This is a genomic window from Streptomyces sp. NPDC091649 (genome assembly GCF_044756785.1).
Lineage (GTDB): Bacteria > Actinomycetota > Actinomycetes > Streptomycetales > Streptomycetaceae > Streptomyces.
In genome coordinates, this window is the sequence record NZ_JBIVTR010000001.1 from 614091 (window position 1) to 627316 (window position 13226).

The 13226-nt window shown below is 73.7% G+C and carries 14 protein-coding genes; 7 read left to right on the forward strand and 7 right to left on the reverse strand.

What is annotated here, in order from left to right; all coding sequences use genetic code 11:
* Positions 1–396 precede the first annotated feature (396 nt).
* A complete protein-coding gene (locus tag ACIQMU_RS02675) occupies positions 397–1815 on the reverse strand; it encodes a DUF3152 domain-containing protein (protein WP_402688083.1) in 1419 nt (472 codons plus the stop codon).
* Positions 1816–1823: 8 nt separating this feature from the next.
* Entirely contained in the window at positions 1824–2789 is a 966-nt protein-coding gene (locus tag ACIQMU_RS02680; RefSeq protein ID WP_352238081.1) for an alpha/beta hydrolase, read from the reverse strand.
* Positions 2790–2900: 111 nt separating this feature from the next.
* Between ACIQMU_RS02680 and ACIQMU_RS02685 the strand changes: the two genes are divergently transcribed.
* The 4 genes from ACIQMU_RS02685 to ACIQMU_RS02700 all read left to right on the forward strand — a co-directional run bounded on the left by ACIQMU_RS02685 (position 2901) and on the right by ACIQMU_RS02700 (position 4773).
* On the forward strand, positions 2901–3116 hold the full coding sequence (locus tag ACIQMU_RS02685) for a hypothetical protein (protein ID WP_352238080.1): 216 nt from the start codon (positions 2901–2903) through the stop codon (positions 3114–3116).
* 167 nt (positions 3117–3283) lie between these two features.
* Complete coding sequence (locus ACIQMU_RS02690) at positions 3284–3925, forward strand: TetR/AcrR family transcriptional regulator (protein WP_352238079.1); 642 nt, start codon at positions 3284–3286, stop codon at positions 3923–3925.
* 140 nt (positions 3926–4065) lie between these two features.
* Complete coding sequence (locus ACIQMU_RS02695; RefSeq protein ID WP_030580428.1) at positions 4066–4293, forward strand: DUF3107 domain-containing protein; 228 nt, start codon at positions 4066–4068, stop codon at positions 4291–4293.
* A 207-nt stretch (positions 4294–4500) separates the two neighbouring features.
* The gene (locus ACIQMU_RS02700; RefSeq protein ID WP_352238078.1) at positions 4501–4773 is read left to right on the forward strand and encodes a hypothetical protein; all 273 of its coding nucleotides are present in this window, start codon (positions 4501–4503) and stop codon (positions 4771–4773) included.
* A gap of 80 nt (positions 4774–4853) precedes the next feature.
* Here ACIQMU_RS02700 and ACIQMU_RS02705 read toward each other — a convergent pair whose 3' ends face one another.
* Positions 4854–5600 (reverse strand): ferritin-like fold-containing protein, encoded by a 747-nt coding sequence (locus tag ACIQMU_RS02705; RefSeq protein ID WP_352238077.1) that lies wholly within the window; start codon positions 5598–5600, stop codon positions 4854–4856.
* 450 nt (positions 5601–6050) lie between these two features.
* Between ACIQMU_RS02705 and ACIQMU_RS02710 the strand changes: the two genes are divergently transcribed.
* Both ACIQMU_RS02710 and ACIQMU_RS02715 read left to right on the forward strand, forming a co-directional pair.
* Entirely contained in the window at positions 6051–8240 is a 2190-nt protein-coding gene (locus tag ACIQMU_RS02710; protein ID WP_402688084.1) for a DEAD/DEAH box helicase, read from the forward strand.
* Positions 8241–8372: 132 nt separating this feature from the next.
* Complete coding sequence (locus ACIQMU_RS02715) at positions 8373–9230, forward strand: alpha/beta hydrolase (protein WP_352238075.1); 858 nt, start codon at positions 8373–8375, stop codon at positions 9228–9230.
* A 30-nt stretch (positions 9231–9260) separates the two neighbouring features.
* Here the strand turns inward: ACIQMU_RS02715 and ACIQMU_RS02720 are convergent, their stop codons facing one another.
* A complete protein-coding gene (locus tag ACIQMU_RS02720; protein ID WP_356723351.1) occupies positions 9261–10172 on the reverse strand; it encodes an NYN domain-containing protein in 912 nt (303 codons plus the stop codon).
* A gap of 206 nt (positions 10173–10378) precedes the next feature.
* On the opposite strand from ACIQMU_RS02720, the gene ACIQMU_RS02725 reads away from it, so the two are divergent.
* Entirely contained in the window at positions 10379–10531 is a 153-nt protein-coding gene (locus ACIQMU_RS02725; RefSeq protein WP_352238073.1) for a hypothetical protein, read from the forward strand.
* A gap of 101 nt (positions 10532–10632) precedes the next feature.
* Here ACIQMU_RS02725 and ACIQMU_RS02730 read toward each other — a convergent pair whose 3' ends face one another.
* From ACIQMU_RS02730 to ACIQMU_RS02740, 3 genes are all read right to left on the reverse strand, one after another.
* A complete protein-coding gene (locus ACIQMU_RS02730) occupies positions 10633–11238 on the reverse strand; it encodes a MarC family protein (RefSeq protein ID WP_352238072.1) in 606 nt (201 codons plus the stop codon).
* Between the two features lie 164 nt (positions 11239–11402).
* The gene (locus tag ACIQMU_RS02735; protein WP_352238071.1) at positions 11403–12269 is read right to left on the reverse strand and encodes a PHP domain-containing protein; all 867 of its coding nucleotides are present in this window, start codon (positions 12267–12269) and stop codon (positions 11403–11405) included.
* A gap of 208 nt (positions 12270–12477) precedes the next feature.
* Complete coding sequence (locus ACIQMU_RS02740) at positions 12478–13155, reverse strand: DUF6758 family protein (RefSeq protein ID WP_352238070.1); 678 nt, start codon at positions 13153–13155, stop codon at positions 12478–12480.
* Between the last annotated feature and the right edge of the window lie 71 nt (positions 13156–13226).

The window sequence follows — 13226 nt, forward strand, 5'->3', positions numbered from 1 at the left end:
TGCCCTAGCCGCCGGTGGCCCCCCCTCAACCCCGGTGTGGCCGCCCGCTGTTCACCGGCCCCCCCCCGGGGCCCCCCCCTCATGGGGGGGGGGGGGGGGGGGGCGGGGGGGTGGCCCCCCCCACCACCGAAAGGGGTGAACCGTCGTAACTTTCCCGCCCCCGTCGCGTTCTGTCGCGCTACGGTGGCCGACCATGACGGAGAGTCAGGCCCGGGCCAGGCCCTGGCGGCTCACCCGGCGGGCCGCCGCGCGGGCGGAACACGGGCCGGAACCGGGGCCCGAGCCGGGGACGAGCGGGGCCGAGCCGGGGCCGGGGAGGCCGTCACACACGAACGGCCGCCCGGCCACCGCCGGAGCGGAGCAGGACGGCCGTCTCGCCGCAGAGGCGCGCGGAGGTCAACCGGCGGGATACACCCAGGGGTTGGGCTTGCACTTGATGCCGTTGATCTCCAGAGTCTTGGTCTGCTGCTGCATGACCGGAGCCGGGGCGCCGGGGGTGCGGCAGTTCACGTGGTTGTGGCGCAGGCGGTGGCCGACCTCGTGGTTGATGAGCATCTGACGGTAGGCCAGCAGTTGGCCCGGGCCGAACGTGGCGGCGCCCTGGGCCCAGCGATAGGCGTTGATCATGATGCGGTCGGTCGCGGCGGAATCGCAGGAGACGTTGTCGATCGTGGTGTCCAGACCCGACTTGGCACACCAGTCGCCGGTGGTCCCGGGACTGGCGAGCGTGATCACGAAGTCCGGGGTCCCCGACGAGATGCGCTCGAAGGTCATCGCGCCGTTGTGCGCCCAGCTCCGGTCGTCGTTGAGCGTCTTCTGCACGGCCTCGGCGAACAGGCCGGCGTCGAGGCCGAGGCCCTTCTCCACATCGACCCGGTAGCGGTGCTTCTGCCCCTTGCCGGGCGCCTTCGCCAGACCGGGCACCGCCTCGAACTCCCCACTGGCCCGCAGGTCTGCGGGGAGCGGGAACGGCTGCGCCATCTTGTCCGCGTACGAGAGGGGTTTGACCTCGGGCTTGTCCGAGGGGTGCTCGGGGGTCGGGCGGGCGTCGGAGCGGGATGCCTCGTCGCCCGGGCCCTGCCGCTCCACCTCGGCGGCGCGCGCGGCGGCCGCGCGGTCGCCGGATTCCTCGGCGACCTGTCCGGCCACCACCACCGCGAGCACCGTGGTCACCGCGGCTGCGGCGATCCCGGTGAACGTCCGCCCCTTGGAGCCCCGGGGCGCGGCGCGTTCGTCCGGGTCCCCGGCCTCGGCGTCGTCCGCGCCGCCGTCCGGGGTCGCGCCGGGCGGTGCGGCGGGCGGGCCCGCCGGGCTTTCGGCGTCGAAGGCGTCCACGAACTCCCGGCGCGGGCCCGGCACCGAGGGCCCGGTGGGCGTCGGCTGCTGTGCCGCACGGCCGTCCGCGGTGCGCTGGGCCGCGCGCTGGGCGGACACCTGGCGGGCCACGGCCTGCTGCCGGGCGGCCGCGGCCTGGGGCCCGCCGGAGTCGTCGGCGTACGGCCGGACGTCGGCGGGGCGGTGGTCCGGGCCGGGGCGCCAGTGGGGGGTGCCGGGGGCTGCCGGGGCGCCGGGCCCCTGGCGGGACGCCGGTCCGGCCCCCCAGCCGCCGCCCTGCTCCCGCTGCTCGGGGTGGCCGCCGCGCACCTGCGGGGCGTCGGCGGAGAACGGGCCCCTTCCGTCGCCGGCCGGCGTCGGCCCGGTCCGCCTGCGCCGGCCGCCACCGGGCGCGGGCCTCGCCGCGGCGCGTTCGCCGCTCGGTTCCGCCGCCGCGTCCGGGCGGATCGCCCCGGAGCCCTTTCGACTGTGTCGTCCCACGCCCCGGATCAGCTCCCGCCACCATCGTCCAGCAGTTCCCGGAACGCCTGGGCGACCGCCTCCGGGTACTCCATCATCGCCACGTGCCCCGCGTCGGGCAGGGTCAGCAGCCGGGCGCCGCGGAAGGCCGCGGACGCCCTGCGTGCCATCCGGTACGAGACGAGCTGGTCCCGTCCGCCGTACACGAGCTGGGTCGGTGCGAGCACCCGCTCGGCCTGGCGCCACAGTCCGTGCTGGCCGCCCAGGGTGTACGCGTCGACGATGCCCCGGGCCGAACGCGTCATCGCGTCCCAGAAGTACGGCAGCTCCAGCCGCCGCTCCATCTCGGCCACCGCATGGCGGAAGGCTTCGTCGGAGATCCGTGCCGGATCGCCGTAACAGAGTGCCATGACTCCCCGCGTCCGCTGCTCCGCCGTCCAGCCCTTCGTGAGCCGGGCGAACAGGGGAGCGACTCCCGGGACCGCCAGGAGGCCGGTCGGGACGGCGGGCCGCTGCACCCGCCATTCCGGCAGGGCCGGCGAGATCAGTGTGAGGGTGCGCACCAGGTCGGGGCGGACGGCGGCGACCCGGGTGGCGACCGCGCCGCCCAGCGAATTGCCGAACAGGTGGACGGGCCCCCGCTCGCCCGCGTCCAGCAGCCGGATCACCGCGCGGGCGTGTCCGGTCACCGAGTAGTCGCCGTCGTCCGGGGGCGGCGAGTCCCCGAACCCGGGCAGGTCCACGGCCTCGCCGTCGACCACGTCGGACAACAGCGGCATCAGCGCGGACCAGTTCTGCGAGGAGCCGCCGAGGCCGTGCACGTACAGCGCGGGGGGCAGTCCGGTCCGGTCGCCCGGCCGGCAGCGGACGTTCAGACCGATCCCCGGCAGGGACACGGAGCGCAGCCGTTCGCCGTCGGCGACCCGGACGGCGCTGACCGTGGGGGCCGCCGCGGCGGCGGCGGCCTGGACACCCGGCAGCTCGGTCGAAGACATGCGGCAATGTTACGAGACGATCACGCCCTGATTCATGTGTTCGCCGTCACAGGGCCGCATCGCGGGGTAGACGAGTAGCTCCTACGCTTCAGATGAGGAAGGGAGCTGCACATGACGGTCGACCCGAGCGACCCGGACACCTTCGAGGACGCCGAGCCCGAAGGCCCCGGGCCCGAGGCCCCCGAGGCGGACGCCGCCGAACAGCGGGCGGACATCCGGCCCGAGGAGGACGAAAGGGCGGAGAGCGTCGACCCGGCCACCGCCAATGAGGCGGACGCGATGGAGCAGCGCAGGGTGATCCCCCTCGATGAGGACGATTACCGGTAGAACGCCCCGGTTTGCTCGCGACCATGGAGAACTGTGGCTTCCACAGCCGTCCGGTCCGTGAAATTCTGCGTCCGCGCCGCGCACACCCGGGTTACCCAAAAGTACGATGGCTGTACGGCGCGGCCCGCACGGACCGGCTGTGCTGGAACACATATTTGGGAGGCGGCGTGACAGCCATCGAGCAGACAGAGGCGGCGCGCCCGCGGGGCACCCGCCTGCCCCGCCGCGCCCGACGCAATCAGCTGCTGGGCGCCGCACAGGAGGTCTTCGTCGCGCAGGGCTACCACTCCGCGGCGATGGACGACATCGCCGAGCGGGCCGGAGTCAGCAAGCCGGTGCTCTACCAGCACTTCCCCGGGAAGCTGGACCTCTACCTCGCCCTCCTCGACCAGCACTGCGAGTCCCTGCTCCAGGCCGTGCGCACGGCGCTGGCCTCGACCACGGACAACAAGCTGCGCGTCGAGGCGACGATGGACGCCTACTTCGCGTACGTCGAGGACGAGGGCGGCGCCTTCCGGCTGGTCTTCGAGTCCGACCTGACCAACGAGCCCGCCGTGCGCGAGCGGGTCGACCGGGTGTCGCTCCAGTGCGCCGAGGCCATCTCCGACGTGATCGCCGGGGACACCGGCCTGTCCAAGGAGGAGTCCATGCTGCTGGCGGTGGGGCTGGGCGGCGTCTCCCAGGTGGTGGCGCGCTACTGGCTCTCCAGCCGGTCCGCCATCCCCCGCGACACGGCCGTGCAGCTCCTCACCTCGCTGGCCTGGCGGGGCATCGCGGGCTTCCCGCTGCACGGTGTCGAGCAGCACTGAGTGCTCCGCCGGGGCGCGCCTGACACCGTGTTCGCTGCGGGCGTTGCCGGTCGGGCCCTGAGCGCCGCTCCCACCGGGCTAGTGTGGCTGCGTACGGCGCGGTTCGCCGCGCACAAACTGACCGTCGGAGGGACATAGCCGTGGAGGTCAAGATCGGGGTGCAGCACACGCCCCGCGAGATCGTTCTGGAGAGCGGGCTTTCCGCCGAGGACGTCGAGAGCGCGGTCGCCGCGGCACTGGGCGGCAAGGCGGAGCTGCTGAGCCTCACGGACGAGAAGGGCCGCAAGGTCCTGGTGCCGGCCGACCGGATCGCGTATGTGGAGATCGGCGAGCCGACCACCCGGCGGGTGGGGTTCGGCACGCTGTAGTCCACCGGAGGCGTCGATCGCAGGAGCGGCCCAGCGGGGGTGTCCCCGCAGGGCCGCTCCTGCGTTGTGCCCGGAGCCCGTTCCCGCCGGGCGCCGGGGCTCGTACGGGTCGGAACGGGCTCCCGGAGGGTTGTTCTCCGCAGGCAAGGGGTAGTACGGCCTACGACCGATTTGCCCGCCCCGCACACCCCCGCGAGGTGATCCTCCGTGATCTGGGAATCCTTCGGCGCCGCCGTGCTCGGACTCGCCCTGTCCTGGGCGGCGCTCCGGTCCCTGGCCGACCGGCTGCCGTCCGGCCGCGCGGTCTACGCCACCGGCGCGCTGGGCGCGCTGTTCGGCGCCTGGCTGACCCATGCCGCGCTGGACTCCGGCCACCTGCTGGCGACGCTCATCGGAGCCGCGTCCGTCGGGGCGGTGACGCTGTCGCTCCTGATCCGGCCCCGCGGCCGCCGCCTCGCCCGGTCGGCGGCGGCCCAGTAGCGCGGGCCCAGTGGCGCGGGGCCCCGGACGGCCGCGGCCCCGGAACCCGGCATCCAATACCTGGTATCCGATATCCGGTACTACGCGGCCAGCCCCAGGGCGGCCATCCGCTTGGTGTGGGCCTCGGTGATCCGGGAGAACATCCGGCCCACCTCGGCCAGGTCGAAACCGTCCGCGACGCCGCCCACCAGCATCGTCGAGAGGGCGTCTCGGTCGGCGACCACCCGCTGGGCCTGCGACAGCGCCTCGCCCATCAGCCGGCGCGCCCACAGCGCGAGCCGCCCGCCGAGCCGCGGGTCGGCCTCGATGGCCGCGCGCACCTTCCCCACGGCGAAGTTCCCGTGGCCCGTGTCGTCGAGCACGGACAGGACCAGGGACCGGGTGTCGGTGTCCAGCCGGGCCGCGATCTCGCGGTAGAAGTCGCTCGCGATCGAGTCGCCGACGTACGCCTTGACCAGGCCCTCCAGCCAGTCGGACGGCGCCGTCTGGCGGTGGAAGTCGTCGAGCGCCTGGGCGAACGGCTCCATCGCGGCGGTGGGGTCCTCGTCCACGGCGGTGAGCCGCTGGTTCAGCTGCTCGAAGTGGTGGAACTCGGCGGCGGCCATCTTCGCCAGTTCCGCCTTGTCCCCGAGTGTCGGGGCGAGCTTCGCGTCCTCGGCCAGCCGCTCGAAGGCCGCCAGTTCTCCGTAGGCGAGGGCGCCGAGGAGGTCCACGACGGCGGCACGGTACTGCGGGTCGGCAGACGCGGTGGTCCAGTCCTGGGCGGCGATCCCGGTGGTTCCGGAAGCTTCGGCGGGGGTCTCATTGGCGTGGTCAGGCGTCTCCATGAACGGAACGATAGCCCGCTCCGCGCAGGGCGGAAGGGGCTGGTCAGCCGGGGGCCTCATACCGTTCCGATGAATTCGTCCAACACACATGCGCGAATCCGGGGTACAGTGGTATTGCGCTTACTGAGCACTGTGCTGTGCCAGAGGCGCGCCCTTGAATGAGGATGCCCGGTCGGAGGCCCGATCGGCTCCGACCCGACAGCCCTCCACGCGGTGCGTATGACACGTACGACCGCAGCTGAGGGGCCCCCTCAGCGGCACGAGCGCTCGAGCGACGGCAGTGGTCCCGCGCCACCCGGCCCATCCACGGCCGGATGACCAACCCCGGCACGGTACGACCCCCAGCGTTCGCCTCGGACCGCGTCTCACAGAAGAGGCAGCACCCTGACTACGTTCCGCGACCTCGGTATTCTTTCCGAGACGGCCGAAGCCCTTGAGGCAGTCGGCATCATGTCCCCCTTCCCCATCCAGGAGCTGACGCTCCCCGTAGCCCTCTCCGGCTCCGACGTCATCGGCCAGGCCAAGACCGGCACCGGCAAGACGCTCGGCTTCGGTCTGCCGCTCCTGGAGCGCGTGACCGTCCCCGCCGACGTCGAGGCGGGCCGCGCCACGCCCGAGCAGCTGACCGACGCGCCCCAGGCGCTCGTCGTCGTCCCCACCCGCGAGCTGTGCCAGCAGGTCACCAACGACCTGCTCACGGCCGGCAAGGTCCGTAACGTCCGCGTTCTCGCGATCTACGGCGGCCGGGCGTACGAGCCCCAGGTCGAGGCCCTCAAGAAGGGCGTCGACGTGATCGTCGGCACCCCGGGCCGGCTCCTGGACCTGGCGGGCCAGCGCAAGCTCGACCTCTCCCACATCCGCGGGCTCGTCCTCGACGAGGCCGACGAGATGCTGGACCTGGGCTTCCTGCCCGACGTCGAGCGCATCATCACGATGCTGCCGCCCAAGCGCCAGACGATGCTGTTCTCGGCCACCATGCCCGGCGCCGTCATCAGCCTCGCGCGCCGCTACATGTCGCAGCCGACGCACATCAACGCCACGTCGCCCGACGACGAGGGCACGACCGTCAAGAACACCGTGCAGCACGTCTACCGTGCCCACAACATGGACAAGCCGGAGATGCTCTCCCGCATCCTCCAGGCGGACGGCCGCGGTCTCGCGATGATCTTCTGCCGGACCAAGCGCACGGCGGCCGACATCGCCGAGCAGCTGGAGAAGCGCGGCTTCGCCTCCGGCGCGGTCCACGGCGACCTCGGCCAGGGCGCCCGCGAGCAGGCGCTGCGCGCCTTCCGCAACGGCAAGGTAGACGTCCTCGTCTGCACCGACGTGGCCGCGCGCGGTATCGATGTCGAGGGTGTGACCCACGTCATCAACTACCAGTCGCCGGAGGACGAGAAGACCTACCTCCACCGCATCGGCCGCACCGGCCGCGCGGGCGCCAAGGGCATCGCGATCACGCTGGTCGACTGGGACGACATCCCGCGCTGGCAGCTGATCAACAAGGCGCTGGACCTGAAGTTCCCGGACCCGCCCGAGACGTACTCCACCTCGCCGCACCTCTTCGAGGAGCTCGGCATCCCGGCGGGCACCAAGGGTGTGCTGCCGCGTGGCGAGCGGACCCGCGCCGGTCTGCGCGCGGAGGAGGTCGAGGACCTCGGCGAGACCGGTGGCCGCGGCCGCAAGGCCGCCGCCCCGGCGCCCGCCCGCGAGGAGCGCGAGCCGCGCACCCGTACGCCTCGCCAGCGCCGCCGCACCCGCGGCGGGACCGCCTCGGAGGAGGGCGCCGCGACGGTGCCCGCCCCCGCCAAGGAGGCCGCTCCGGTCGCGCCGGCCGGTGAGGAGGCGTCCGACGCGCCGCGTACGCCGCGCCGTCGCCGCCGCACCCGCGTCAGCGCTCCCGAGGCCGTCGCCGAGACTGCCGTGGCCGTCGCCGAGGCACCGGCGGTTCCCGCCCCGGTCGCCGAGGCCGCTCCCGTGGCCGAGGCCGCACCGGTGGCCGAGGCCGCACCCGTGGCCGCACCGGTCGCGGAGGACGCCCCGGAGGCGAAGCCCCGCCGTCGTCGCAGCCGTGCCGCCGCGAAGCCGGTCGCCGAGGAGACGGACCGGCCCGTCGCCGCGGCCCGGGCCGTCGCGGCTCCGGCCGAGTTCCAGACCGTGGCGGTCGCCGCGGGCGTCGCGGAGCCGGTCGCCGAGCCGAAGACCGTCAAGCCGCGCCGCCGTACCCGGATCGTGAAGCCGGCCGACGAGGTCGACTTCCAGATCGCCCCGGCCGCCGAGCCGGAGCCCGAGGCGAAGACGCGTCGCCGTCCCGCCCGCGCCACGAAGGCCGCGTCGGAGCCGAAGGCCCGTGCGGCCAGGTCGACGAAGTCCCGGGCGAAGGCGGAGACGGCGGAGCCCGCGCCGAAGGCCGCCGCGAAGGCGGTCGCCACCGAGCAGCCCGTCGTCGAGGCCCCGGCCGCCGAGGCGGACGCCAAGCCGCGCCGCCGCCGTGCCACCCGCAGCGTCACCTCGACCGCGACCCAGGAGGCCGCCGTGGTCTCCGAGGCCGAGTCCGTGGCGAGCGAGGCCGCCGCCGAGACGAAGCCGCGCCGCCGTCGCGCCACCCGCCCGGCGGGCAAGGCGTCGGCGACCGAGAGCTGACGCTTCCGGCGGCACCGCACCACCTACGGCCCCGGCCCCCGCACACGCGGGGGCCGGGGCCGTTCTGCCGCCCGGCGACGCCGGAGCCGCCCGGTGACGTCAGGGAGGGGGCGGCGGGGATAGCCTCGCCGTATGAGCCGCCCGCCCACCTTCACCCCGCCCCCCTGCGCCCGCGCCCGTGTCCTGAGCACCGAGCGCGGCGACTTCGCCGTCCTGGACGCCGTACCGCGCACCCCGGCCCGGGCCACCGCCCTGCTGCTGCCCGGGTACACCGGCAGCAAGGAGGACTTCATCGCGCTGCTGGAGCCGCTGAGCGCGGCGGGCTACCGGGTGGTCGCCGTGGACGGCCGGGGGCAGTACGAATCCGAGGGGACGGACCGTCAGGAGGCTTACGCACAAGCCGAGTTGGCGAGCGATGTGCTGGCCCAGGCGGCGGCCCTGGACGTCGGTGCGGGACGGCTGCACCTGCTCGGGCACTCGCTCGGCGGTCAGATCGCCCGCGCCGCCGTCCTGCTGGACGCCACCCCGTTCCGCTCGCTGACGCTGATGTCCTCGGGGCCCGCCGAGGTCGTCGCCGCCCAGCGGGACAAGGTGAAGATGCTGAGCGACGCGCTGGCCGTGCTGTCCATGGACGAGGTCTGGCAGGCGATGCGGGCGCTGGACCCCCCGCAGGACGCGGACACCGGTGACGGTGCGGACATGCGCCGCCGCTGGCTCGCCCACCGCCCGGCCCAGCTGATCGCCACCGGGGCCCAGCTGGCCGCCGAACCGGACCGGGTGGACGAGCTGGCCGCCGTCGGGCTGCCCGTCCACGTCCTGTCCGGGGAGCGCGACGACGTCTGGCCGGTGGAGCGGTTCGACTCCATGGCCCGGCGTCTGGACGCCCGCCGCACCACGATCACCGGAGCCGAGCACTCCCCCAACACGGCCCGCCCCCTGGAGACGGCGAGGGCGCTGGCGGCGTTCTGGGACGACCTGCCGACCGCCTGACGCGCACCCGGTCCGCCCCGCCGCCCGCCCTCAGTACTGCGACTGCAGATGCTGCCAGAAGCCGTCGCGGAGCGCCCGCCGCAGGTGCGCGTGGCCGCGCAGCGAGTGCTGGAGCAGGCGTTCCGCCTCCACCAGCAGGTCCTGGTCCACGGAGCCCGGCAGGTAGGGGTGGCCGGGCAGCAGGTCGGCGAGGGACTCCCGGCCCCGGGCGGCGAGCCAGGCGGCGGCGATCTGCGCGCCGACGAAGCGGACGTCCTCCCGGGAGGGGGCCGGGGTGTCGTCCTCGTACGTGGTGACGGGCCGCCGGGTGACGTAGGGGCGGCAGAAGTCGAGCTCGAAGGTGCGCTGGCTGTCGACCTCCCACAGCAGCGGTTCGGCCTGGTTGCGGCCCTCGGCGGCCTCGATGCCCCAGAGGTGCACACGGGCCCCGTAGCCCTGGGCGGCCTCGACCGCCGAGACCAGGTCCTCGTCGCCGCCGACGAGCGCCGCGTCACTGATGGCACGGTGCCGGGCGAGGGATTCGAGATCGGTGCGGATGAGTGAGTCGACGCCCTTCTGCTGGTTGTTGGCGTTGAGGTTTCCGAGCCGCACCTTGACGTCGGGGAGTTCGGCGATGGCCTGCTGCTCGGTGGTGTGGATGCGGCGCCGGGCGCCGTCGTACCAGTAGACGCGCAGCAGTCTGCTGTCCGCGAAGATCGTGCGGGCCTTGTCGATGAAGGCTTCGATCAGCCCCTCGGCGTCGAGGTCGAAGGAGCGCCGGTCCTCGGTGCCGGTGACGAGAAGGCCGGCCGCGGCGTACACATAGCCGGCGTCCACGAAGATCGCGTGCGTCGACGGGGTCTTGGAGACCTCGATGAGCACGCGCTGGAGCAGCTCGTTGGTGCGGTCCAGTCGGGCGCCGAGGCCGGCTCCCCCGGTGGACTGCGAGTCCGCCTCGGTCATGCGGGCCCCATGGTCTGTGGCGGGGTGGCTACCATCAGGTACTTAGACATCCAAAAAATTTCCTTAGCGTAGGGAATGTTTGCCGAGGGCGAGCCGTTGTCACCCATGTGGAACGCGAGGGAAACCTCGCGTTCCTAGTCTTGCCGGTGGGACGCCCACCGGCGCCAGTAGTTCTCCAGCAGGGGGATCAGACGAAGGGAAGCCCTATGCGCTTCGAGATCATGCGACTCGACGACGTCGACGGTACCGCCGTGGACAGCACCGTCGTGGACGCCGCCTCCGTCAACCGGATCGTGCAGCAGGCCGCGGCAGTCGGCCGTCGCATCTACATCCGGCCGGCCGGCAACTCGGCCTCGTAACGCTCCAGGGGCTCACATCGCCCGATGACGCATTGCGCCGCTAAAGACGAAGCGCCCCCGTACGGAACGTCCGTGCGGGGGCGCCGTGGTGTGCCGGGGCCTCAGGAGTCCTGGATGACCTGGGTGACGCCGTTGATGATCTGCTGGACGGCGATGGCGGAGAGCATCATGCCGGCGAGCCGGGTCACCAGCACCACGCCGCCGTCCTTGATCACACGGATGATCACCAGCGAGTAGCGCATGGTCAGCCAGAGCACCACGTGCATGGCGACGATCGCGGACCACACCGAGAGCTGGCCCGTGAGCCCGTCGGCGTGCTGCACCGCGAGGATGACCGAGACGATGGCGCCGGGCCCGGCCAGCAGCGGCATGCCCAGCGGTACGAGCGCCACGTTGACGTCCTTGGTCTGCGTCGGCTCGTCCGTCTTGCCGGTCAGCAGGTCGAGCGCGATGAGCAGCAGCAGAAGTCCGCCCGCGATCATGAGCGCGGGCACGGAGACATGCAGATAGTCGAGGATCTGCTGACCGAGCAGACCGAAGACGGCGATCACCCCGAAGGCGACCATGACCGCCTGGAGCGCCATCCTGCGCTGCATCTTGGCGGGGCGGCCCGCGGTGAGAGCGAGGAAGATCGGCGTGATCCCGGGCGGGTCCATGATCACAAAAAGGGTGAGAAAGAGGGATCCGAAGACAGCGACGTCGAACACAGTGAGCCTTGCGAGAGAAGAGCGGGCGGTACGGAGGGGCGCGGGGCCCGGACAGCGCGTGCCGGTGCGTCGGGCACACGGCGGTACGCACCGGGGCGCGCGGGGAGGAGGACGTGGTGCGGAGAGGAGGCGGGGCCGGACGCGGTCCGGACCCGGAACGGTCCCTAGCGGCGGACGGCTCCGCCGGCGCCCGGGACCGGGAAGGCGCCCGTGGCGCGCCGGGTGATCTCACCGTAGATCTCGGGGTCGGTGGTGTACGCGCCGAGTTCGACGGACTTCCGGCTGCCGTGGTAGTCGCTGGAGCCGGTCGTGAGCAGCCCCAGTTCGCGGGCGAGGCCGCGCAACCGGGCCCGGGTGGGCGCGTCGTGGTCCATGTGGTCGACCTCGACGCCGTCGAGGCCGGCGTCGGCCAGCGCGGCGATCGTGGACTCGGGGACCACCGCACCGCGTTTCACGGCGGCCGGGTGGGCGAAGACGGTGACCCCGCCGGCCGCCTTCACCAGGCGGACGGCCTCGAAGGGGTCGAACTCGTGCTTCTCGGCGTACGCCCGGCCGCCGTTGCCCAGCCAGTCGGGTGTGAAGGCGTCGGAGACGGTGGGGACGACGCCGAGTTCGACGAGGGCCGCGGCGACGTGCGGGCGGCCGACCGAGCCGTCCCCGGCGATCCGGGCGACCTGCTCCCAGGTGACGGGGACGTCGAGGGCGCGCAGCTTGCGGACCATCTCCTGGGCCCGCGGCACGCGGTCGTCGCGCACGAGTTCCCTCGCGCGCTCCAGCTCGGCGTCGGCGGGATCGAAGAGGTAGGCCAGCAGATGCATGCCCACGCCGTCGACGCGGCAGGAGAGCTCGGCTCCGGTGACGAGCGTGAGCCCCTCGGGCAGCGCTTCGACGGCCTGCCGGTGCCCGCCCACGGTGTCGTGGTCGGTGAGGGCGACGACGTCCAGGCCCGCGGCGGCGGCGTTCGCGACCAGCTCGGCGGGGGTGTCCGTACCGTCCGACGCGGTGGAGTGGGTGTGCAGGTCGATGCGCACGACGCTTGACTCCGGGGCTCGCGGACGGACGGGGGACCGCTCAAGGATAACCGCCGCGCGCCGGCCGTCCGGCCGCGTTCACCGCTGGGCCGGCCCGCCCGCGCTCCTGGCCCCGCGCCCGCCCGCCCCGCCCCGGGTCCTGGCCCCGCGACCGCCACAGGCCCCGCCCCGGAGGGCGGGACCCGGACCCGGCGCCTTCCCTTGGTCCCTACCGCCCGCCCGTCGCCTGGCGGGGCGGCGCCTCGGGGGTCGTGAGCAGGCGGGGGGTGAGCGCGCCGCAGGGGACGAGGTCCACCTCCCCCCCGGCGTCCCGCAGGTCGGTCAGCACCAGCTCGTCGTACATCAGCAGCCCCGACTGCTCGGGCCACAGGATCGCCCAGAGCCACAGCCCCCGCGCCTCGCCCGCGAAGACGGCGCGGTCCTCCGGGGCGCTCCTGACGTGCCAGAGCGGGGTGGGGCGGCCGGCGGCGTGGACCTTGGCGTCGGGGGCCGCGTCGACGTTCAGGTGCGGGCCGGGGTCCGGCCCCTCGATGCCGGCGTACCGGGCGCCGAGTCCGACGCCGAGCTCCTCGGCGACGAGCAGCAGTTCGCCCATGCCGCCCAGCGGGCCGGGTCCGGAGCAGGCCACGGCGCTCGCGCGTCCGCCGCTGCGGTCGTCGCCCGCGCTGGCGACGCCGGTGAACAGCCAGCCCACGGGGAGCGGCCAGGGCATCCAGACGGGGACCTGCGCACGGTGCACCACGACGCCGAGCCCTTCGACGCTCGGTGGGATGACCGGCTGCATCGGATGGACCTGGCCGTGCGCGGAGCACTGCCAGGCGTCGGCGAAGAGACCGGGCGCCCTGACCCGGCCACCGCACTTCGGGCAACTGGGTTCGCCCCTCATAAGGACCAACCGTCCTCCCCGCCGGTCCTCGCGTCAAGGACGGTCACCCGTCCGGCGTCTTCCGGGCCGGG

What these genes read in the sequence shown, in the direction of transcription:
- ACIQMU_RS02720 (WP_356723351.1), bottom strand. Translation starts at nt 10,172, where the DNA reads ATGACCGAGGCGGACTCGCAGTCCACCGGGGGAGCCGGCCTCGGCGCC.
- ACIQMU_RS02705 (WP_352238077.1), bottom strand. Translation starts at nt 5,600, where the DNA reads ATGGAGACGCCTGACCACGCCAATGAGACCCCCGCCGAAGCTTCCGGA.
- ACIQMU_RS02710 (WP_402688084.1), top strand. Translation starts at nt 6,051, where the DNA reads ATGTCCCCCTTCCCCATCCAGGAGCTGACGCTCCCCGTAGCCCTCTCC.
- ACIQMU_RS02740 (WP_352238070.1), bottom strand. Translation starts at nt 13,155, where the DNA reads ATGAGGGGCGAACCCAGTTGCCCGAAGTGCGGTGGCCGGGTCAGGGCG.
- ACIQMU_RS02680 (WP_352238081.1), bottom strand. Translation starts at nt 2,789, where the DNA reads ATGTCTTCGACCGAGCTGCCGGGTGTCCAGGCCGCCGCCGCCGCGGCG.
- ACIQMU_RS02715 (WP_352238075.1), top strand. Translation starts at nt 8,373, where the DNA reads ATGAGCCGCCCGCCCACCTTCACCCCGCCCCCCTGCGCCCGCGCCCGT.
- ACIQMU_RS02725 (WP_352238073.1), top strand. Translation starts at nt 10,379, where the DNA reads ATGCGCTTCGAGATCATGCGACTCGACGACGTCGACGGTACCGCCGTG.
- ACIQMU_RS02685 (WP_352238080.1), top strand. Translation starts at nt 2,901, where the DNA reads ATGACGGTCGACCCGAGCGACCCGGACACCTTCGAGGACGCCGAGCCC.